The sequence below is a fragment of the Pseudarthrobacter sp. PvP004 genome, from assembly GCF_017876035.1.
Taxonomy (GTDB): Bacteria; Actinomycetota; Actinomycetes; order Actinomycetales; family Micrococcaceae; genus Arthrobacter; species Arthrobacter aurescens_A.
In genome coordinates this window covers 2,042,728-2,064,441 of the sequence record NZ_JAGINL010000001.1, presented here as the reverse complement: position 1 = coordinate 2,064,441, position 21,714 = coordinate 2,042,728, and the positions used below count along the sequence as shown (strand labels likewise).

Below are 21,714 nucleotides of genomic sequence, written 5' to 3'. Positions count from 1 at the left end.
AAATATGAGCGGCCACGGCGCACCCACTATTGACCTCACCACCCTCAACCCGGAGGAAACCTCGCAGCTGAAGCTGGCCATTGTGGCGGCAAGCTGGCACACGCAGATCATGGATGGACTGGTTGACGGTGCCCTCCGCGCAGCCAAGGAAGCCGGCATTGCGGAACCCACGCTGCTGCGGGTCCCGGGCAGCTTTGAGCTTCCGGTTGCCGCAGCCAGGCTCGCGCCGCACTTCGACGCCGTCGTAGCACTCGGAGTGGTCATCCGCGGCGGAACCCCGCACTTCGACTATGTCTGTCAGGCTGCGACGTCGGGACTCACCGATGTCAGTGTTCGCACCGGAGTGCCTGTCGGCTTCGGCGTCCTCACGTGCGACACCGAGCAGCAGGGCATCGACCGTGCCGGCCTTCCCGGTTCCAAGGAGGACAAGGGCCACGAAGCGGTGACCGCCGCCCTCGCCACGGCTGTGACGCTCAAGCAGTTCAGCTAGAAGCCTTGGATCGAAGGGGATGTGGGTGTGTCTTCACTCACATCCCCTTCGTCATGCAACGCCCCAACAAGCGGTGGCCGCCCCCAAGCAAGTAGTCTGGAGGGCGTGAAGAATTTCGAGACGCTGTTCGCAGAACTGAGTGAGAAAGCAGCGACCCGCCCGGCAGGTTCGCGCACGGTTGCCGAACTGGACTCCGGAATCCACGGCATCGGCAAGAAGGTGGTCGAAGAGGCCGCCGAAGTCTGGATGGCCGCGGAGTACGAATCGGACGAAGCCGCCGCTGAGGAAATTTCCCAGTTGCTGTACCACCTGCAGGTCCTCATGCTCGCCAAGGGCCTCAGCCTGGAAGACGTTTACAAGCATCTCTAGCCACGCCACTCCGTTTGCCTTTAGCGGAGCCCCCTGCGTGGCCAAGGTGCCTGAAAACCTCCATTCCAAAAAGAAAGTCTCCCAATGCTCCGTGTAGCAGTCCCCAATAAGGGATCCCTGTCCGAAGCCGCCTCGGCAATGTTGTCCGAGGCCGGATACCGCCAGCGCCGCGACACCCGTGAACTGGTCATGGTTGATCCCGACAATGACATTGAGTTCTTCTTCCTCCGTCCCCGCGACATCGCGGTCTATGTAGGCCAAGGAACCCTGGACGTCGGCATTACGGGTCGCGACCTCTTGCTTGACGCAAAGGTGGAAGCCGAAGAACTGCTTCCCTTGGGCTTCGCGCCGTCCACGTTCCGTTTCGCCGGCCCCGTAGGTGACTTCAGCGGCGTCGAGCAGCTCGAAGGCAAGCGCCTCGCCACCAGTTACGACGGTCTCCTGCGGGACTACCTCGCTGAGCGCGGCGTAAACGCCAAGGTGGTCCGTTTGGACGGCGCGGTGGAATCGTCGGTACGCCTCGGCGTTGCGGACGCGATCGCCGACGTCGTTGAAACAGGTAATACCCTCAAGGCTGCCGGAATGGAGATCTTCGGCGATCCCATCCTGAAATCCGAGGCCGTGCTGATCCGTCGCTCCGGCTCGGGCGGCGCTGCCAACGGGACGGCCAAGGAAGTCGAGATCCTCATCCGGCGCCTGCAGGGCGTCCTCGTGGCTCGCCAATACGTGCTCATGGATTACGACATCCGCAAGGACCTGGTGGAAGACGCCGCAGCACTGACCCCGGGCCTTGAATCACCCACGGTCTCGCCGCTGCGCGACTCCGAATGGGTGGCCGTGCGGTCCATGGTTCCCAAAAAGGAAACCAACCGCATCATGGACGAGCTTTACGACCTCGGCGCGCGCGCCATCCTGGTCAGCAGCATCCACGCCTGCCGTATCTGACCCGCGTATCAATCCAGTCGCGCATCAAGCAGCAGAGCACAGAGAACTGAGGAGCAGCACATGGCTGTAGCCGTACGCGTCATACCCTGCCTGGATGTCGACGCCGGCCGCGTCGTCAAGGGCGTCAACTTTGAAGGACTCCGCGACGCCGGTGATCCGGTGGAACTCGCGCACCGTTACGACAATGGCGGAGCGGACGAACTTACCTTCCTGGACGTCACTGCGTCGTCCGGCAACCGCGAAACCACGTTCGACGTGGTTCGCCGCACCGCAGAGGAAGTGTTCATTCCCCTGACCGTGGGCGGCGGCGTCCGTGGCGTGGCGGAAGTGGACAAACTCCTGCGCTTTGGTGCGGACAAGGCGTCCATCAACACTGCTGCGGTTGCGCGGCCCGATGTGATCGATGAAATCACCCGCCACTTCGGCTCCCAGGTGCTGGTGCTCTCCGTGGATGCGCGCCGAACCCGCGAAGGTGACCAACCGACGTCGTCCGGTTTTGAAGTGACCACCCACGGTGGCCGTACCGGTACCGGCATCGACGCCGTCGCGTGGGCCAAGGAAGCAGCCGACCGGGGCGTGGGGGAAATCCTGCTCAACTCGATCGACGCGGACGGCACCAAAGACGGTTTCGATCTTGAATTGATTCGCTTGGTCAGGGCCGCAGTGAACATTCCGATCATTGCTTCGGGTGGGGCAGGAGTGCCTGCCCATTTCCCGCCTGCGGTGGAGGCAGGCGCTGACGCCGTCCTTGCAGCATCGGTGTTCCACTTTGGTCCCGACGACATGATTGCCCAGGTCAAGACCGCGATCCGCGACGCCGGGTTCGAAGTCCGCTAGCTTTCAGGCGTAAACAGCAACGGAGAGTCACCTTGAAGGTGACTCTCCGTTGCTGGTTTAAGCCTGTTGGTGGTCACAGACCGATATCGGCGGACTGCAGGAGCGCGACGGCGTCCGGCTGGCCCTCGAAGGTGACGAGGGCCTGGCTGGTGCGGCCATGCGCGTGCATGAGCAGTTCTCCGGGTTCACCGACAATTGCTACGGAGACGGGAGCCCGCTTGGCTACATGGCGCGGGCCGGTGGGCCGCACAAGCACGATGCCCAGGTCAACGCCGCGGTACAGGAACGCGGCACGCTTGATCAGCTCGTCCCACAGGGCGTCCGAATAGGCTTCATCCAAGGCCCGGGGCGCCCAGCGGTCACCGGCGCGACGAATGTCCTCCGTGTGCACGAAGTACTCAATGAGGTTTGATGTCTCATCCAGCGCCTTGATCTTCAAGGGGGAAAGCGCCGGCGGACCTGCACGGAACGTCTTGACGAGGTCCGCGTAGGCGTCGGAACTCTTCAGCTTGGCAGCGAGTTTGGAGGTGGCTTTTTCGGATGCCTTGCCCAGGCTGGGGATCAGTAGCCCCAGACCCACGGCGATCTTCCGTTCGCGCAGGTATAAGTGCGCGGCAAGATCCCGGGTCAACCACCCTTCGCAGAGCGTGGGGGAGTCAGGCCCGGCCGCCAGCAGGGTTTCGGCCAGTACTTCTCGGGAAGGATCGACGAAATGCATCACTTGTGAAACTAGCACGATCGGAGCACTCTTGCGCAGTGGAACCGCCGCAGAATCCGGCTCCCGCCGAAGGCACTAGACTTGATCTGATGTCAGAGCAGTCCGCCCCCAGCCCAACTCCTGCCGCGGAGCTTTCCAGCGACCCCGCAAGCCCCTTGCCGCAGGAGATCGCCAGCGCCCTTAAACGGGATTCTTCCGGCCTCGTTGCAGCAATCGTGCAGCAGCACGACACCAACGAGGTCCTCATGCTGGGCTGGATGGATGACGAAGCACTGCACCGCACCATGACATCCGGCAGGGTCACGTTCTACTCCCGCTCCCGCCAGGAGTACTGGCGCAAGGGCGACACTTCCGGACACGTACAGTTCGTGAAGTCTGTCGCCCTTGACTGCGACGGCGACGCCCTTCTGATCCGCGTGGACCAAATCGGCGCAGCCTGCCACACCGGAACCCGGACCTGCTTTGATGGTCGCGACTTCACAGTCGTTACGGGCCACCGCGAATAAGGCACCCACCACTTTCCACTGACGCACCACCTCAGACAATAAGGCGGAGAACATAGCCATGCAGGACCTTGGAATCATCAGCCCGGGCCTGGAAGAGTTCCGCGAACTCGCCGTCCACAGCCGTGTCATCCCTGTCCGACTCAAGGTTTTGGCCGACGCCGAGACCCCCATCGGCCTGTATCGGAAGCTTGCCAAGGGCCAGCCCGGTACCTTCCTCCTGGAGTCAGCAGCGGTTGGCGGCGCCTGGTCCCGCTACTCCTTCATCGGTTCCAAGTCCCGCGCCACACTGACCACCAAAGACGGTGAAGCGCACTGGATCGGTGAGCCGCCCGTTGGAGTGCCGGTTTCAGGCAACCCTGTAGAAGCTGTGCGCGACACCATTGCTGCTCTGCAGACTGATCGCTTTGACGGCCTGCCACCGTTCACCTCCGGTTTGGTTGGCTTCCTCGGCTGGGAAGCAGTGCGCCACTGGGAGCGCCTGACGTCCCCGCCCGAGGATGACCTCCAGCTGCCGGAGATGGCGTTGAACCTGGTCACCGACATGGCGGTGCATGACAATGTGGACGGCACGGTCCTCCTGATCGCCAATGCGATCAACTTTGATGACAGTTCCGAACGTGTGGATGACGCCTGGCACGACGCCGTAGCCCGGGTGAAGGGGCTGCTGGACCAGATCAGTACGCCTGTTGCCCAGCCGGTCTCCGTGCTGCAAACTGCGGCCCTGGACTTCGCCTCCAGCGTTCAGGAACGCTGGGACGAGGCCAAGTACTTGGAAGCCATTGACCGCGGCAAGGAAGCCATAGTCGACGGCGAGGTTTTCCAGGTAGTGATCTCCCGGCGCTTCGAGATGGAGTGTGCCGCGGACCCGCTGGATGTGTACCGCGTCCTGCGCAATACCAACCCCAGCCCGTACATGTACCTCTTCAGCCTGGAAGACGCGGACGGCCGGGAGTACTCAATCGTCGGTTCGTCACCGGAGGCTTTGGTGACGGTGACCGGTGAGGAAGTCATCACCCACCCCATCGCCGGTTCGCGCCCCCGCGGAAAAACGGTTGAGGCGGATAAGGCCTTGGCAACAGAACTGCTGGCCGATCAGAAAGAGCGCGCCGAGCACCTGATGCTGGTGGATCTTTCACGCAACGACCTCTCCAAGGTATGTGTGGCCGGAACGGTGGATGTCACGCAGTTCATGGAAGTGGAGCGGTTCAGCCACATCATGCACCTCGTGTCCACTGTGGTTGGCGAGCTCGCCCCCCATGCCAAGGCCTACGACGTCCTCAAAGCGACGTTCCCGGCCGGCACGTTGTCCGGGGCACCCAAGCCCCGCGCGCTGAGGTTGCTCGATGAGCTCGAACCACACCGGCGTGGCATCTACGGTGGCGTGGTTGGCTACTTGGACTTCGCCGGCGATATGGACATGGCCATTGCCATCAGGTCCGCGCTGCTCCGTGAGGGCCGTGCCTACGTGCAGGCCGGTGGCGGAATCGTGGCCGATTCGCACAAGCCTTCTGAAGCCTTGGAGACGGTGAACAAGGCCGCGGCACCCCTGCGGGCCGTGCATACAGCCGGGTCGTTGCAAAACATTGCCGCGGACGCCGTGCGGAATGCGGACGCATCCGGGGATAGGACCCCCGGCTCATGAGTACGGCATCGCCCGCGCCTTCCGTCAGGAAGTCACCGCGTTGGGCGCGGAAATCCACACTGGTCCTTGCTACCACCATCCTTGCGCTGGCCGTTTTCGGTGCCACGACGCAGACCTGGATCGAGGTGCGCCTGGACCCCGCGGGCGCATCCAACAGCGACCTCCATGTCCAAGGAAGCAAGGCTGCCACCGCCGTCACAGCGCTGGCCGTGGTCGCCTTGGCGGGCGGCCTGGCTGCATCCATCGCAGGGAAAATTGCCCGCTGGATCATCGCGCTCCTCATCGCCTTGTCTGCCGCAGGAATCATCCTCGCGGCTATCACCGTGATGATGGATCCCCTGGGAGCCGCACAAGGAGCCATCGCTGCAGCCACTGGAGTTTCCGGCGGGCAGGCCGACGCCGCCGTCACGGTGTTCCCGGTCTTCGCCATCGTTGCCGGTTCTCTCCTGGCGATCTGTGCCATAGCTTTGCCGTTGGCCGGGCGCTACTGGACCTCGCGCACCAAGTACGACGCCGGAGTGCGGGGTAAGAAGAACGGGGGCGAACCGGTGGACGAGATCGATAGCTGGGACAGTCTTTCGCGCGGCGAAGACCCGACGTAGGCAGTCACATCGGACTTTTGGGTGGGTCTGGCGCAACAAAGCCGACACCACCCGTCCTGACGCCCGGCGATGTCCCGGGCGTCGTCAATAAATGGCAGAATGTAAGCAGTATTCATCCTGAGGAGATTTCACATGAGCAAAACCACAGTGTCCAACAACCAAGCGGAATCCACCATGGCCAGCCACGCTGACGCCATCGGTCACGGAAACAGCCCGGCTGCCTGGACCTGCGTACTCGTGATGCTGGTCGGCGCCCTGATTTCCTCCATCGCCTTCGTCATCGCCAGCACCCCGATCTTCGTCGGCGGACTGGTCGTCATGGTGATTGGCCTGATCGTGGGCTTCGTCATGCGTAAGGCAGGCTACGGAGTTGGCGGCAGCAAGCTGCAGAACAACGGCCACTAATCGTGACCGTTCTTGATGACATCATTGTTGGCGTCAAGGAGGACATGGAGGTCCGCCGCGGCCTCGTGTCCCTCGCGGAGCTGAAGGAGCGCGCCGCAAACGCTGCTCCTGCTCGTGATGCGTGGGCAGCCCTGGGAGGCCCTTCATCCATCCGCAACGACCTCAAAGTCATCGCTGAAATCAAGCGCCGCAGTCCATCCAAGGGTGATCTCGCATCCATCGCCGATCCTGCGTCCCTCGCAGTGCAGTATGCCGACGGCGGAGCTTCCGTCATCAGCGTCCTCACCGAACAGCGCCGGTTCGGCGGCTCGCTGGCTGACTTCGACGCGGTGCGTGCCGCCGTCGAAACGCCGTTGCTGCGTAAGGACTTCACTGTTGACGAGTACCAGATCTGGGAAGCCCGAGCCCATGGCGCCGACCTCATCCTGCTGATCGTCGCTGCATTGTCCGACGCCGAGCTTGCCGACTTCAGTGCGCTGAGCCACGAGCTTGGAATGAACGTGCTCGTGGAAACCCACACCGAGGAAGAAATCGAGCGCGCAGTTGCGGCGCAGGCCAAAATCATCGGCATCAATGTCCGCAACCTCAAAACGCTCGACGTCGATCGTTCCGTTTTTGGATCGCTGGCCGGTTTGATTCCGGCCGAGTCCGTCATCGTGGCCGAATCCGGCGTCCGGGGTCCGGAGGATGTCTCGCATTATGCCGCTGGTGGCGCCAACGCCATCCTGGTGGGGGAGGCGCTGGTCAGCGACTCCACGCCGCGCGAACGCATCACTGAATTCAAGGCAGCTGGAGCTGCCGCCATCGCCGTCAGGAACTGAGGCAGTAACTGAATCACGGCGAATAGTTGCAAGGCAGCCCGGGCATAAGCCTGCGGCTGCCTTGTGGCACGTGGAACTACCCAATGAACTAACTGGAACAGGACGGTGAGACTGATGGTCGACGCGCCAACAGCCGGCTCAGAAGAGAATGCGGCGGACGCATTCCTCCAAGGTGGCCCTTCGCTGCGGAATGCATCGGGGCCCTACTTTGGCAGCTATGGCGGACGCTGGATGCCCGAGTCGCTCATCGCCGCCCTTGACGAAGTCCAAGACACTTTTGAGAAAGCCAAAGCTGATCCCGATTTCATCGCTCAGCTGAAGGACCTCAACAAGAACTACTCCGGCAGGCCTTCCTTGCTGACCGAAGCCAAGCGCTTCTCGGAGCACGCCGGGGGAGCACGTATTTTCCTCAAGCGCGAGGACCTCAACCACACTGGCTCCCACAAGATCAACAACGTCCTGGGCCAGGCACTCCTCGCGAAGCGCATGGGCAAGACCCGCGTTATCGCTGAGACCGGTGCCGGTCAGCACGGCGTTGCGAGTGCCACGGCCGCAGCCCTGCTGGGCCTCGAGTGCGTGGTGTACATGGGTGCGGAGGATTGCCGTCGGCAGGCCTTGAACGTGGCCCGCATGCAGCTGCTGGGCGCCACGGTTGTTCCGGTAACCAATGGTTCACAGACGCTCAAGGACGCCATTAACGATGCCCTTAGGGATTGGGTCTCCAACGTGGAGCACACCCACTACCTTCTGGGCACAGCAGCCGGTGCGCACCCCTTCCCCGCCATGGTCCGCTACTTCCACGAAGTTATCGGCGAGGAAGCGCGCAGCCAGATCCTGGAGCAAACCGGCAAGCTCCCTGACGCCATTGCTGCATGTATCGGTGGCGGCTCCAACGCCATTGGTTTGTTCCACGCTTTCCTTGATGACGCTTCCGTGAAGATCTACGGCTTTGAAGCCGGCGGCGAAGGTGTGGAAACGGGCCGCCACGCGGCTGCCATTTCCCTGGGCCGTCCAGGCGTACTGCACGGTGCCCGCTCCTACCTCATGCAGGACGAGGACGGCCAGACCATCGAGTCCCACTCCATTTCGGCCGGGTTGGACTACCCGAGCGTTGGTCCGGAGCACTCGTACCTGGCCGACATCGGGCGCGTGACCTATGAGGCCGTTACCGACACAGAGGCCATGGATGCCTTCAGCCTCCTCTGCCGGACCGAGGGCATCATTCCCGCCATTGAGTCCTCGCACGCCCTGGCCGGTGCCATCAAGATCGGCAAGCGGCTCACGGAGGGCAAGGAAACTCCCTCGGACGTGACGGTGATCGTCAACCTGTCCGGACGCGGTGACAAGGACGTGGAGACTGCCGCTGCCTGGTTCAACATGTTGGACGAGGAAGGGCACGTCAAGGGCACTACGCTGTCCACGCGAAAGCCCAAGGGGCCAACTGAGCACACGTCCGAAGCAGCCGTGGATGTCAACGAGGACCAGAAGTGATGACTGAAGAATTCGCCAGCAAATCCGCAGGCGCCATTGACCGCGCAAAAGCAGACGGCCGCGCCGCGCTGGTGGGCTACCTCCCCGCGGGCTACCCGACGGTTCAGGAGAGCATCGAGGCCGGCATAGCCCTGGCCCGCAACGGTGCTGACCTCATCGAAATCGGCATTCCGTATTCCGATCCCGTGATGGACGGCCCTGTCATCCAGGCCGCTACCACCGAAGCGATTTCCAACGGATTCCGGGTGTCCAACGTCTTTGACGTGGTTGCCGGCATTACCGCAGCTACTGATGCGGCCGTTCTGGTCATGACGTACTGGAACCCTGTCATGCGCATGGGCGTGGATGAGTTTTCTCGCCGTTTGGCCGAGGCCGGGGGAGCAGGGCTCATCACCCCGGACCTGGTCCCGGACGAGGCTCATGAGTGGTTCGAAGCCTCAGATAAGTACGGCTTGGACCGCGTGTTCCTTGTGGCGCCCTCGTCCACTCCGGAGCGACTGGACATGACGGTCAAGGCAAGCCGCGGCTTCGTCTACGCTGTCTCGATCATGGGTGTCACCGGAACGCGCACCTCCGTCAGCAGCAGCGCTGAAGACGTAGTGGCCCGCGCCCATGCGGCCGGTGCCGAACGCGTTTGCGTGGGGTTGGGCGTCTCCAACCCGGATCACGTCCGCGAAATCGCTGCCTATGCGGACGGCGTGATCGTGGGTACGGCTTTGGTGGCGGCCCTCCGCGATGGCGGCGTGGACGCCGTCGGACAACTCACCAAGAACCTCAGCGCCGGCTTGGGCCGCGCAGCTGCAGAAGCCTAGGAAAAGGAAACAGCGAAGCGAATGCAGACCGTCCTCCACGCAGCGGCAATGGTCCCACTGAGTATCCCGAGCCCATCGTGGTCCGGATTCGACATTCCGCTGCCGTGGGGGACGTTGCGCATCCACGCTTACGCCCTCTGCATCCTGGCGGGCATCATCGTTGGCCTGTGGCTGACCTCGGCTCGTTGGAAGCGCCGCGGTACCCCCGAGGGCAGCCTGTGGGACATCGCCATCTGGGCAATTCCCTTCGGCATCATCGGCGGCCGCCTCTACCACGTGTTCTCTTCACCGGACGCGTACTTTGGGCCCGGCTTTGACGGCACGGGCGACCTCTCCCTCATTCCCCAGATCCAGCGCGGTGGTCTGGGTATTTGGGGTGCCGTGATCCTTGGCGCTGTTGGTGCGTGGATCGGCTGCCGGCGTGCCGGCGTCAAACTGACCGCCTTCCTTGACGCAGCTGCTCCCGGACTGTTGCTCGCGCAGGCAATCGGCCGTTTAGGAAACTGGTTCAACCAGGAACTCTTCGGCGCTCCCACCACCTTGCCTTGGGGCCTTGAGATTGATCCCGCGAATGCCAACTTCCCGCCGGACATGGCCGCAGGTACGCTCTTCCACCCCACGTTCCTTTACGAAATGGTGTGGAACCTGGTTGGCGTCGCCATCCTGCTGCTGCTGGACAAGAAGTTCAACTTCCGTTGGGGCCGGCTCTTCTGGCTGTACGCCGTTTACTACACCCTTGGGCGCGTGTGGATTGAAGCGCTGCGCATTGACGACGCGGAGCAGATAAGCCTCTTTGGCATCACTACCAGGCTCAACGTATGGACGAGCATTCTTGTGTTCGTCGCCTCACTGGCAATCTTCTTTATCCTTGGCAGGCGGGGCCGGCCGGTGCCTGATACTCCTTATTTGCCGGGCCGCGAGCCTGAAAACGAAACGGAAAAGGAGCCCGTTGCGGTGACCAGCGTCACCAGTCATGATGTGGACGCATCTGTCTCAGATACTGGTTCGCGTGGTAATCTCCCAGATAACCAAAGCGATCCGGGCCACGTTGACGAGCCGCAGGAATCAGCAGGGGACGCGGGTAAGGACATCAAGTCCGGCACGGGTTCCACATCTGCTGCTACTGCCGCAAGGAAGGCCCCCGGATCCACGCCGAAGGCAGACGACACCAAGTAGTCGCCGTCGGTAAAGGGGCAACAGAGTCACCGCTCGTAGGGCCCAGTCCACAGCGTCGTGGCACCCCGGAAACCGGATCGCAGCATACCGATGTTCACTGGTCAAGCCGGGGCCAGAGGTCTGCGTAACTGTTCGTTGCGCTGGATCGGCTGGCCTACAATTCCAATTACTAGCGCTTTGTTGTGCCCGTCACAGGGCAGGCAAGGTGGGGCCAACGTTGTCCCTTCCATACGCACGATCTCGAGGAAGGACGTCTCCCATGACCCATCTTCATAACCCCGGTTGGTCCGAAAATATCGAACCTCAGGGTGCCATGTCTCCATTCAAGCGCTTTGCCGCGCTCCCGGAGGCGCAGGGTCTTTACAACCCTGACAAGGAGAAGGACGCCTGCGGCCTGGCAATTATTGCCACGCTTCGCGGGGAACCGGGATACGACATCGTGGAAGCGGCGCTCACCGCCCTCCGCAATCTCGAACACCGCGGCGCCGTGGGCGCCGACGAAGGTACCGGCGACGGTGCGGGTCTGCTCATGCAGGTTCCGGACGAGTTCTTCCGGGCCGTCACCGAATTTGAACTGCCTGCCCCTGGCCAGTACGTGGTGGGCACAGCCTTCCTCCCCGCTGAGTCCCGCGAAGCAGAAACCGCGAAGGCCGGCATTGAAGCGCTTGCAGCCGACGAGGGCCTGACCGTCCTCGGCTGGCGTGAAGTTCCAGTAGTCGCCGATCTCGTGGGCGCCATGGCACGGGCCTGTATGCCGTACTTCTCGCAGCCGTTCTTTGCATCCGCCACCGGTGAACAGCTTGAGCACAATGAGCTCGACTCCCGCGCCTGGCGCATCCGCAAGCGTGCCCAGAACAAGTTCGGCGTGTACTTCCCGTCGCTGTCCTCGCGCACCATCGTGTACAAGGGCATGCTGACCACCGCCCAGCTGGAGCCGTTCTACCCGGACCTTTCGGACAAGCGCTTCAAGACGAAGCTCGCCATTGTCCACTCGCGCTTCTCCACCAACACGTTCCCCTCATGGCCTTTGGCGCAGCCTTTCCGCACCATCGCCCACAACGGTGAAATCAACACGGTCAAGGGCAACCGCAACTGGATGCGTGCCCGCCAGTCACAGCTGGCCAGCCCGCTGCTTGGCTCCGTTCCCGAAGAGCTGTACCCCATTTGCACCCCGGGTGCCTCGGACTCTGCTTCCTTCGATGAGGTGGCCGAGCTCCTCTGGCTCTCCGGCCGTCCGATCACGCACTCGATCATGATGATGATCCCGGAGGCGTGGGAGAACCACGCCACCATGGATCCCGCCCGCCGTGCGTTCTACGAGTACCACTCACTGCTCATGGAGCCGTGGGATGGTCCGGCCGCAGTGTCCTTCACGGACGGCAGCCTCGTTGGCGCAACGCTGGACCGCAACGGCCTGCGCCCGGGACGCTACTGGATCACCGAAGACGGCCTCATCATCTTCGCCTCCGAAGTTGGCGTGATCGAGGTTGAGCCTTCCAACGTGGTCAAGAAGGGCCGCGTTGCCCCGGGCAAGATGTTCCTGGTTGACACCGAGGCCGGCCGCATCATTGACGACGCCGAGGTCAAGGCCGAGGTCGCTGCAGCCAATCCATGGGCCGAGTGGCTCAAGGACAACCTGATCGACATCAATGAACTCCCCGAGCGCGAGCACGTGGTTCACACGGCTGCGTCCGTGAACATCCGTCAGCGGACCTTCGGTTACACCACCGAAGAGCTGAAGATCCTGCTCGGACCGATGTCCCGCACCGGCGCCGAGCCCTTGGGTGCCATGGGTTCGGACACTCCCGTAGCCGTGCTTTCCAAGCGGCCGCGTCTGCTGTTCGACTACTTCGTGCAGTCCTTCGCGCAGGTCACCAACCCGCCGCTGGACGCCATCCGCGAAGAACTCGTCACTTCGCTGAAGTGCGCCATCGGCCCCAACGGCAACCTGTTGGACGGCAAGCAGGTCCGCCAGCCGCAGATCTCCCTGCCGTTCCCCGTGATCAACAACGATCAACTCGCCAAGATCGCGAACATCGAAAGCCCCGACGGCGACCGCATCGCCATGAAGGTCCGCGGCCTTTACCGCCCAGAGGGCGGAGAAGCAGCACTCCGTGCGCGCTTGACCGAGATCTGTGAGCAGGTTTCCGGTGCGATCAACCGTGGCGTGCAGTACGTTGTGCTGTCCGATCGTGACTCGAATGCGCAGTGGGCTCCGATTCCGTCGCTCCTGCTGGTCAGTGCAGTCCACCACCACCTGCTCCGCAGCGCCAACCGCACCAAGACCGCGCTCGTGGTCGAGGCCGGCGACGTCCGCGAGACGCACCACGTGGCTGTACTCATCGGTTACGGCGCATCTGCCGTCAACCCGTACCTGGCCATGGAATCGGTGGAACAGCTGATCTCCAACGGCGACGTTGTGGGCGTAACTCCGGAAGACGGCGTCTACAACCTCATCAAGGGCCTCGGCAAGGGTGTCCTGAAGATCATGTCCAAGATGGGCATCTCCACTGTGGCTTCTTACACGGGCGCCCAGACGTTCGAGGCCTTGGGCTTGTCCCAAGAGCTCGTGGACGAATTCTTCTCCGGCACGCACTCCCAGTTGGGTGGCGTAGGACTGGACGTCATCGCAGCTGAAGTTTCGGCCCGCCACCAGATGGCGTACCCCGAAGGTGGCATTGAGCACCCGCACCAGCCGCTGCTGGGCGGCGGCGAGTACCAGTGGCGCCGCGACGGCGAACCGCACCTCTTCAACCCGGAGACGGTGTTCCGTCTTCAGCACGCCACCCGCGAACGCCGTTACGACATCTTCAAGTCCTACACCAAGGGTATTGACGATCAGTCCGAGAACCTGATGACCCTCCGCGGGCTCCTCAAGTTCAAGGATGGCGTGCGTCCGGCTGTTCCGCTCGAGGAAGTGGAGCCCGTCTCCAGCATCGTGAAGCGTTTCTCCACGGGTGCCATGAGCTACGGTTCCATCTCCAAGGAAGCCCACGAGACCCTGGCAATTGCCATGAACCGTTTGGGCGCCAAGTCCAACACCGGTGAAGGTGGCGAGGACGTTGACCGCTTGCTGGATCCAGAGCGCCGTTCTGCCATCAAGCAGATCGCTTCGGGCCGCTTCGGTGTCACCAGCTTGTACCTGACCAACGCCGACGACATCCAGATCAAGATGGCCCAGGGCGCCAAGCCCGGCGAGGGTGGCCAGTTGATGGCCCAGAAGGTCTACCCTTGGGTAGCCCGGACGCGTCACTCAACCCCAGGTGTCGGACTCATTTCGCCGCCCCCGCACCACGACATTTACTCGATCGAAGACCTCGCGCAGCTCATTTACGATGCCAAGCGCGCCAACCCTTCGGCCCGGGTCCACGTGAAGCTGGTGTCGGAAGTCGGGATCGGCACGGTGGCGTCCGGCGTCACCAAGGCGAAGGCCGACGTCGTGCTTGTTTCAGGTCACGACGGCGGTACCGGCGCCTCGCCGCTGAACTCGCTCAAGCACGCGGGCGTGCCGTGGGAACTCGGCCTCGCCGAGACCCAGCAGACCCTCATGCTCAACGGTCTGCGTGACCGTGTGGTGGTTCAGGTTGACGGCCAGCTCAAGACCGGCCGCGACGTTGTCATTGCTGCGCTGCTCGGTGGCGAGGAATACGGTTTTGCCACCGCTCCGCTGGTGGTTTCCGGCTGCATCATGATGCGCGTCTGCCACCTGGACACCTGCCCGGTTGGTGTTGCCACGCAGAACCCTGAGCTGCGCTCCCGGTTCAACGGCAAGCCCGAATTCGTGGTCAACTTCTTTGAGTTCCTCGCAGAAGAAGTCCGCGAAATCCTGGCCGAGCTCGGTTTCCGCAGCTTGGAAGAGGCAATCGGCCACGCCGAAGTCCTGGACACCCGCGAAGCGATCAACCACTGGAAGGCCGAAGGGCTGGACCTCGACCCCATCCTGCACGGGCTGGAGTTCGACGACGACGTGCCGCTGCGCAACATGACCGCCCAGAACCACGAGCTGGACAAGCACTTCGACCAGCGACTGATCACCATGGCACAGGAAGCACTCAGCGACCGCATGCCCGTCAAGATCACTCTGGACGTCATCAACACGGACCGGTCCGTGGGTACGATGCTCGGCCACGTGGTGACCAAGACGTTCAGCACCGATGTGCTGGCAACCGACACGATCGATGTGACGCTGAACGGTACCGCGGGCCAGTCCCTCGGCGCTTTCCTGCCGGCCGGCATCACGCTGCGCATGTTCGGCGACTCCAACGACTACGTGGGCAAGGGCCTCTCCGGTGGACGCATCATCGTTCGTCCGGACCGCACCAACGTGTTCCAAGCGGAGCAAAACGTCATCGCCGGTAACGTCATCGGCTATGGCGCCACCAGCGGTGAAATGTTCCTGCGTGGCCAGGTTGGCGAACGTTTCCTCGTCCGCAACTCCGGTGCCACCGCCGTCGTCGAAGGTATTGGCGATCACGGTTGCGAGTACATGACCGGTGGCCAGACGCTGATCATCGGCCGCACGGGCCGCAACTTCGGTGCCGGCATGTCCGGCGGTACGGCCTATGTGCTGGACTTGCAGCCTGAGCGCGTCAACAAGTTGGCCCTCGATACCGGTGAACTCCAGCTCCTGGAGCTGGACGCCGAGGACCGCGACATCGTCCACGGCCTGCTCACCAAGCACGTTGAGGAAACCGAATCCGTTTTGGCCGGCCGTCTGCTCGAAAACTTCGACGACACGGCCGCCCGCATCACCAAAGTGCTGCCGCGCGACTACGCCGCAGTCCTGCAAACCCGTCTCGACGCCATCGAAGAGGGCCTTGACCCCGATGGCGAAGAAGTATGGTCACGAATCCTGGAGGTAACCGGTGGCTGATCCACGCGGATTTTTGAAGGTCCGGCAGCGCGAGACGCAGCCACGCCGTCCCGTTCCCGTCCGCATCATGGACTGGAAAGAGGTTTACGAAGCCCAGGAAAAGGGCGTCCTGAAGAGCCAGGCGGGACGCTGCATGGACTGCGGTGTGCCGTTCTGCCACCAGGGCTGCCCGCTGGGCAACCTCATTCCTGAGTGGAACGACCTCGTTTGGCGGGATAAGGGTGAAGAAGCGATTGAGCGTCTTCACGCTACGAACAACTTCCCGGAGTTCACGGGCCGGTTGTGCCCTGCACCCTGTGAAGCTTCCTGCGTGCTGGGTATCAACCAGCCTGCCGTGACCATCAAGCAGGTTGAGGTCTCGATCATCGACCAAGCCTTCGACAACGACTGGGTTCAGCCCCTTCCGCCCACACGCCTCACCGGCAAGACGGTGGCTGTGGTTGGTTCCGGTCCCGCAGGCCTGGCTGTGGCACAGCAGTTGACCCGAGTGGGCCACACTGTTGCAGTGTACGAGCGCGACGACAAGATCGGCGGCCTGCTCCGCTATGGCATCCCCGACTTCAAGATGGAGAAGGAACAGGTTGACCGCCGCCTGGAGCAGATGAAGGCCGAAGGCACTCGCTTCCGTACCGGCGTTGCCGTTGGTACGGACGTGACCTGGGAGCAACTGCGACGCCGTTACGACGCCGTTGTAGTCGCTACCGGCGCCACCGTCCCGCGCGACCTGCCGATCCCTGGCCGTGACCTCGACGGTGTGCACTTCGCCATGGATTACCTTGTCCCGTCCAACCGCAAGGTGGCAGGGGAGAACCCTGAGAACCACATTGATGCGCGCGGCAAGCATGTTGTCATCCTTGGTGGTGGCGATACCGGTGCTGACTGCATCGGCACCGCCCACCGCCACCAGGCCGCCTCGGTGACCACGCTCGCGATCGGCAAGCAGCCGCCCGCTGAACGTGCCACCCACCAGCCGTGGCCGACGTTCCCCACCCTGTTCGAGGTCGCCAGCGCCCACGAAGAAGGCGGCGAGCGTACCTACCTTGCATCCACCGTTGAGTTCGTTGGAGAAAACGGCAAACTCACCGGCGTCAAAGTTGCTGAAACCGAGTTCGTGGACGGCAAACGCCTGCCCAAGGCCGGTACAGAACGAATCATTCCAGCTGACTTTGTGTTCTTGAGCCTGGGCTTTACCGGTGCTGAGCCGGCAGGTATCACGGAGCAGGTCAGTGCCGAATTCGACGGTCGGGGCAACGTTGCCCGCGATGGCTACTACATGACGAACACCGAGGGCGTGTTCGTTGCCGGTGATGCCGGACGTGGCCAGTCACTGATTGTGTGGGCCATTGCGGAAGGCCGTGCGTGCGCGGCTGCAGTGGACAGGTTCCTGATGGGAAGCACCATTCTCCCGGCACCGGTCGCCCCCACCGACCGGGCGATAGCGGTCTTATAGCGCCGGCAGGAACACTTCTTTTACTCAATCAGCATGACTACTTAGGGTAGGTATATGAGACGCGCGAAAATTGTGGCAACTTTCGGCCCGGCTATCTCCAGCTTCGAGAACACCCTCGCGGTGCTGGAGGCCGGCGTCGACGTTGCTCGCATGAACATGAGCCACGGCGACTACTCCGTGCATGACACCACCTACGAAAACGTCCGCAAGGCTGCGGCCCAGCTCGGTAAGCCCGTGGCCATCATGGCCGACCTCCAAGGACCCAAGATCCGTCTGGGCCGCTTTGTTGACGGCCCTCACGAGTTGGCCGTGGGCGATACGTTCACCATCACCACCGAAGACGTCCCCGGTACCAAGGACATCTGCTCCACCACGCTCAAGAGCCTCACTGAAGACGTCAACGTGGGCGACGCCCTGCTCATCGACGACGGCAAGGTGGCACTGCGTGCCATCGAGGTTGACGACGTCAAAGTTGTGGCCACTGTGACGGTTGGCGGCAAGGTCTCCAACAACAAGGGCATCAACCTGCCCGGTGTTGCCGTCAACGTCCCCGCCCTGAGCGAAAAGGACGAGGACGACCTCCGTTGGGCCCTCAAACGCGGCGCTGACCTCATCGCCCTCTCGTTCGTGCGTGATGCCTCAGACATCAAGCGCGTCCACGAGATCATGGACGAAGAAGGCCGCCGCGTTCCGGTGATCGCCAAGATCGAAAAGCCGCAGGCCGTGGAGCAGCTCCACGAAATCATTGACGCCTTCGACGCCATCATGGTTGCCCGTGGCGACCTCGGCGTGGAACTGCCGCTCGAAGAGGTGCCGATCGTCCAGAAGCGCGCCATTGAACTGGCACGCCGCTGGGCCAAGCCTGTCATCGTGGCGACCCAGGTCCTGGAATCCATGATCGACAACCCGCGTCCGACGCGCGCCGAGGCTTCCGACTGCGCCAACGCGGTTCTCGACGGCGCCGACGCAGTCATGCTGTCCGGTGAAACATCCGTTGGCCAGTACCCCATCGAGACCGTTAAGGTCATGGCCCGGATCATCGAGTCCACCGAAGTCCACGGCCTTGAGCGCGTCCCCCCGCTGGGAACCAAGCCCAAGACCCGCGGTGGCGCCATCACCCGCGCCGCCGTCGAGATCGCCGACCAGCTGGATGCCAAGTACATCTGTACTTTCACCCAGTCCGGTGACTCGGCACGACGCCTCTCGCGTCTGCGCCCGGTCAAGCCGGTCTTCGCCTTCACCCCGGTGGAGCACGTCTGGAACCAGCTCGCCCTCACTTGGGGCATCCAGCCGGTTCTGGTTCCCTCCGTGGGCCACACCGACGAGATGACCGCACAGGTGGACAAGAGCCTTCTGGAAATGGACCTCGTGGACGAAGGCGACCTGGTTGTCATCGCTGCCGGTTCCCCTCCCGGACAGGCCGGTTCAACGAACTCCCTGAAGGTCCACAAGGTAGGCGACCTCGCCGACACCTCCAAGACCGACGACGGTTCACGCAAGGAACCCGTTGGCCCTTGGCCGGAAAAGAAGTCCAAGGCCAAGAGCTAAGTTCTTCGCTTTCTTGAATGCGGGCCCCGCCTTTTGGTGGGGCCCGCATTTTTCGTTCTGATTTTCGGCGAGGACGACTTCTCGGCGAGTACGACGGCGGCCGCCCACCTCGCGTGAGGTGAGCGGCCGCCGTCGTGCTTTGCTTTTGCTTAGTTGACCTGGTTGATGATGGTCTCGGCAACCTCACGCATGCTGAGGCGACGGTCCATGGAGGTCTTCTGGATCCAGCGGAAAGCTTCCGGCTCCGTCAGGCCCATCTTGGTGGTCAGGAGGCTCTTGGCGCGCTCTACAAGCTTGCGCGTGGCGAACTGCTCCTGGAGGTCCGAAACCTCGTTCTCGAGGGCCTTGATCTCCTCGTGGCGGGAGAGGGCAATCTCGATGGCCGGGATGAGGTCCGCGGGGGAGAACGGCTTGACGACGTAAGCCATCGCGCCGGCATCGCGTGCGCGCTCCACCAACTCCTTCTGGCTGAAAGCGGTCAGCAAGACCACAGGTGCAATGCGGGCCTTGACGATCTTCTCAGCCGCGGAGATGCCGTCCATGACGGGCATCTTCACGTCCATGAGGACAAGGTCCGGCTTGAGCTCCTCGGCCAGCTGCACAGCCTTCTCGCCATTGTCTGCCTCGCCGACGACGTCGTACCCTTCGCCCTTCAGAATCTCGATAATGTCCAGGCGGATGAGGGTCTCATCCTCGGCTACGACAACGCGTCGGGCCGGCTGGGCTGTGGACGTGGACTCCGTCTGTTCGGTCACGGGATCTCCTTGAAAAGGTTCGGCGGGTTCATATCCATCTTAGTGTGGACTCTTTGATGGCTGGTTTTTGTTGCATCAGCGTGCCCGGTTCTTTGAATCAGCCTATCTGCATGTATAGTAATTTCGCGTGCTGGGAAAGGATCGCGTTGCTCACAGAGATGAGGGCAGCTGACTTCCCCGCATATCCGCGCCCGAGTGGCGGAATTGGCAGACGCGCTGCACTCAAAATGCAGTATCGAAAGGTGTGTGGGTTCGAGTCCCACCTCGGGCACTGTGTTGTCGCAGGTCAGGGGCCTATATGGCCCCTGACTGTGTACAAAACCCCTAAAAGTGTGTACAGCGGCGTAGCGTTTTATGCATGGCCAGCATCTCCACACGCACTAAAAAGGACGGTTCCAAGTCCTTCATGGTTCGCTGGCGGGACCCGAAGACCGGCAAGGCCCAGGGCCTTACTGTGGTCACTGAGTCCGAAGCAGAAACGCTCAAACGACTGCTTGACGCCAATGGGCAGAACTTCGAAATCGCGCAGCATGCAATCCTCGCCAATGCCAAGCGACTACCCACGGTTGCTGAGATTATTCAGGAACACATCGACCTGCTGATCCGGCCGTCGAGTGGAACGGTGAAGACGTATCAGACGATGCTCGATCTGCATGTGAAGAAGGTCATCGGTCACGTCCCGGTGGACAAGCTCGACTACCGATTGATTGCCTACTGGGTGAAGTCAATGATGGCCAAGGGACGCTCACCCAAGACAATCAAAAATGTCCATGGCTTGATCTCCGCATCAATGAACACAGCCGAGATGCTTGGCTGCATCACGCGCAATCCTTGCCGAGGCGTGCAGCTGCCGAGCGTCGAAAAGGCCGAGGACGAAATGATGTTCCTCACGCACGCCGAGTTCGGTTTGATAATGGACGGCATAGGGGAGCGGTACCGCGACTTCACCAACTTCCTGGTCATGACTGGGACGCGCTTTGGGGAAGCCACGGCACTGACCGTCGCGGACATTGATCTCCTGGGCAAGCCGGCGACAGCCCGCATTAACAAGGCCTGGAAGCGGGATGGGCAGAACCAGTTCTACATCGGGCCAACGAAGACGGGTGCTGGCAAGCGGACCATTGGGCTGAATCCGGCGCTGGTTGAGCTTCTGATTCCCTTGGTGGCTGGGCGTCCGAGCAGCGACCTGCTGTTCACGACGCCGAAGGGTGAACGGATTGTGCACAAGCTGTTCTGGCACCACTACTGGATGCCGGCGGTCAAGGCTGCCCAGGCTCGGGGACTTCGGAAGAACCCACGAATTCACGATCTGCGGCATACCCATGCGTCGTGGTTGATTCAGGATGGGGTGCCGATTTTTACGATCTCGCGGAGGTTGGGTCACGCGTCCATCAAGACCACCGAGCAGGTCTATGGGCACTTGATGCCGGAGGCGCTGCAGGTCGGGGCGGATGCCACTGAAAGGCAGGTCGCGGCGTTCATGCGCTGATGCTGTTGGTCTCTCAGGAGATGAGGCGGTTGCATGCTCGTGTACCGATGAGCCGGGTGCTGGTCGGACCCCCAGCTTGAGTCGCTGATGCCGGGTGGGACGGTGGTAGGATCTCGCTGAGCTTGGCTATCTCGGCGATATGCTCCGAAGTGAACACTATCTTTCCCTTCCCCCAGCACGCGTGCGGAAACCGTCCAGCGGCGGCGCCGTCACGCAGCCATCCTTCGCTGCAGCGCATAAGTGCGGCCGCTTCGGCCGGTTCGAAGAATTCCAGGTCCACATCTTTCCCCTCATGCTTGATTGAACTTGGTAATTCATTCGGCTTCTTGCTGTTGGGTACATGACGGCGCGTGGAAGCCTTGTTCGTTCCCCGCGAAGGCGCCTAGACTTACCAACCTTGCCTGCTCGAACAGTGGGACCTTTCCAGACCGTCGACACCTGAATTATCACCGGACAGTCAAAGGTGCATTCCTTTCTTGCCTCGCTCCGTGATTGCCACAGGTGTGAGGCCTCAGTGGTGCAATGACCGGGCGGCATGCTCCTACTGCTCCAATGGGGTGCTGATGCAAGGCTCCAACGATCTGGCCACCATGCACGGCCCTCGCCAAGGACTGGAACGATGCATTGAACGGTGGAAAGTTCGTGAAAGATGTCCTGCCAGGCAGCAGGCCGTGGTGGTGGATCTGCCCTCACGGGCACGATCCACACACGATGTTCCGGAACCGACCGCGCGCCGGGGGCTGCGCTGCCTGTAAACCGTGAAAAGACGGGCTACACCTGCCGCT

The 21,714-nt window shown here is 62.3% G+C and carries 19 protein-coding genes and 1 tRNA gene; 18 read left to right on the top strand and 2 right to left on the bottom strand.

From position 1 onward, the window contains the following. Positions 1 to 4: 4 nt before the first annotated feature. From ribH to hisF, 4 genes are all read left to right on the top strand, one after another. Complete coding sequence (gene ribH / locus J3A64_RS09265) at positions 5 to 490, top strand: 6,7-dimethyl-8-ribityllumazine synthase (protein WP_014921429.1); 486 nt, start codon at positions 5 to 7, stop codon at positions 488 to 490. Positions 491 to 595: 105 nt separating this feature from the next. Beyond that, positions 596 to 859, top strand: coding sequence for a phosphoribosyl-ATP diphosphatase (locus J3A64_RS09260; RefSeq protein ID WP_018778638.1), 264 nt, complete (start codon positions 596 to 598; stop codon positions 857 to 859). A gap of 84 nt (positions 860 to 943) precedes the next feature. Beyond that, the gene (gene hisG / locus J3A64_RS09255; RefSeq protein ID WP_210064183.1) at positions 944 to 1,804 is read left to right on the top strand and encodes an ATP phosphoribosyltransferase; all 861 of its coding nucleotides are present in this window, start codon (positions 944 to 946) and stop codon (positions 1,802 to 1,804) included. Between the two features lie 60 nt (positions 1,805 to 1,864). Beyond that, complete coding sequence (gene hisF / locus J3A64_RS09250) at positions 1,865 to 2,641, top strand: imidazole glycerol phosphate synthase subunit HisF (RefSeq protein WP_011774527.1); 777 nt, start codon at positions 1,865 to 1,867, stop codon at positions 2,639 to 2,641. A 73-nt stretch (positions 2,642 to 2,714) separates the two neighbouring features. On the opposite strand, the gene J3A64_RS09245 is transcribed toward hisF, so the two are convergent. Beyond that, a complete protein-coding gene (locus tag J3A64_RS09245) occupies positions 2,715 to 3,359 on the bottom strand; it encodes a TIGR03085 family metal-binding protein (protein ID WP_014921431.1) in 645 nt (214 codons plus the stop codon). A gap of 89 nt (positions 3,360 to 3,448) precedes the next feature. Here J3A64_RS09245 and hisI point away from each other — a divergent pair, with 89 nt between their 5' ends. From hisI to pyk, 11 genes are all read left to right on the top strand, one after another. Next, complete coding sequence (hisI, locus tag J3A64_RS09240; RefSeq protein ID WP_011774529.1) at positions 3,449 to 3,865, top strand: phosphoribosyl-AMP cyclohydrolase; 417 nt, start codon at positions 3,449 to 3,451, stop codon at positions 3,863 to 3,865. Between the two features lie 58 nt (positions 3,866 to 3,923). Further along, positions 3,924 to 5,507 (top strand): anthranilate synthase component I, encoded by a 1,584-nt coding sequence (locus tag J3A64_RS09235; protein WP_210064182.1) that lies wholly within the window; start codon positions 3,924 to 3,926, stop codon positions 5,505 to 5,507. Further along, positions 5,504 to 6,109 carry a Trp biosynthesis-associated membrane protein gene (locus J3A64_RS09230; protein ID WP_011774531.1) on the top strand — a complete coding sequence of 202 codons (606 nt, stop codon included), beginning with the start codon at positions 5,504 to 5,506 and terminating at the stop codon, positions 6,107 to 6,109. Before J3A64_RS09235 ends, J3A64_RS09230 begins: the two co-directional genes overlap by 4 nt. Before the next feature lie 132 nt (positions 6,110 to 6,241). Next, complete coding sequence (locus tag J3A64_RS09225) at positions 6,242 to 6,514, top strand: HGxxPAAW family protein (protein WP_011774532.1); 273 nt, start codon at positions 6,242 to 6,244, stop codon at positions 6,512 to 6,514. A 2-nt stretch (positions 6,515 to 6,516) separates the two neighbouring features. Next, positions 6,517 to 7,335, top strand: coding sequence for an indole-3-glycerol phosphate synthase TrpC (gene trpC, locus J3A64_RS09220; protein ID WP_011774533.1), 819 nt, complete (start codon positions 6,517 to 6,519; stop codon positions 7,333 to 7,335). 114 nt (positions 7,336 to 7,449) lie between these two features. After that, positions 7,450 to 8,826: a tryptophan synthase subunit beta gene (trpB, locus tag J3A64_RS09215; RefSeq protein WP_014921436.1), complete on the top strand. Its 1,377-nt coding sequence runs from the start codon at positions 7,450 to 7,452 to the stop codon at positions 8,824 to 8,826. Continuing rightward, complete coding sequence (gene trpA, locus J3A64_RS09210) at positions 8,826 to 9,638, top strand: tryptophan synthase subunit alpha (protein ID WP_043470039.1); 813 nt, start codon at positions 8,826 to 8,828, stop codon at positions 9,636 to 9,638. Before trpB ends, trpA begins: the two co-directional genes overlap by 1 nt. A gap of 21 nt (positions 9,639 to 9,659) precedes the next feature. Next, a complete protein-coding gene (gene lgt / locus J3A64_RS09205; RefSeq protein ID WP_210064181.1) occupies positions 9,660 to 10,814 on the top strand; it encodes a prolipoprotein diacylglyceryl transferase in 1,155 nt (384 codons plus the stop codon). A gap of 259 nt (positions 10,815 to 11,073) precedes the next feature. Continuing rightward, positions 11,074 to 15,687: a glutamate synthase large subunit gene (gene gltB, locus J3A64_RS09200; protein WP_014921439.1), complete on the top strand. Its 4,614-nt coding sequence runs from the start codon at positions 11,074 to 11,076 to the stop codon at positions 15,685 to 15,687. Continuing rightward, the gene (locus J3A64_RS09195; RefSeq protein WP_210064180.1) at positions 15,680 to 17,137 is read left to right on the top strand and encodes a glutamate synthase subunit beta; all 1,458 of its coding nucleotides are present in this window, start codon (positions 15,680 to 15,682) and stop codon (positions 17,135 to 17,137) included. The genes gltB and J3A64_RS09195 overlap by 8 nt, the downstream gene beginning before the upstream one ends. A gap of 54 nt (positions 17,138 to 17,191) precedes the next feature. After that, entirely contained in the window at positions 17,192 to 18,685 is a 1,494-nt protein-coding gene (gene pyk / locus J3A64_RS09190; RefSeq protein ID WP_011774539.1) for a pyruvate kinase, read from the top strand. A 149-nt stretch (positions 18,686 to 18,834) separates the two neighbouring features. Here pyk and J3A64_RS09185 read toward each other — a convergent pair whose 3' ends face one another. Then, a complete protein-coding gene (locus J3A64_RS09185) occupies positions 18,835 to 19,440 on the bottom strand; it encodes an ANTAR domain-containing response regulator (RefSeq protein WP_011774540.1) in 606 nt (201 codons plus the stop codon). A gap of 189 nt (positions 19,441 to 19,629) precedes the next feature. On the opposite strand from J3A64_RS09185, the gene J3A64_RS09180 reads away from it, so the two are divergent. From J3A64_RS09180 to J3A64_RS24110, 3 genes are all read left to right on the top strand, one after another. Beyond that, positions 19,630 to 19,711 (top strand) — tRNA-Leu (locus tag J3A64_RS09180). Positions 19,712 to 19,798: 87 nt separating this feature from the next. Further along, positions 19,799 to 20,929: a site-specific integrase gene (locus tag J3A64_RS09175; protein ID WP_210064179.1), complete on the top strand. Its 1,131-nt coding sequence runs from the start codon at positions 19,799 to 19,801 to the stop codon at positions 20,927 to 20,929. A 579-nt stretch (positions 20,930 to 21,508) separates the two neighbouring features. Then, positions 21,509 to 21,691, top strand: coding sequence for a zinc-ribbon domain-containing protein (locus J3A64_RS24110; RefSeq protein ID WP_374100561.1), 183 nt, complete (start codon positions 21,509 to 21,511; stop codon positions 21,689 to 21,691). Positions 21,692 to 21,714: the final 23 nt, after the last annotated feature.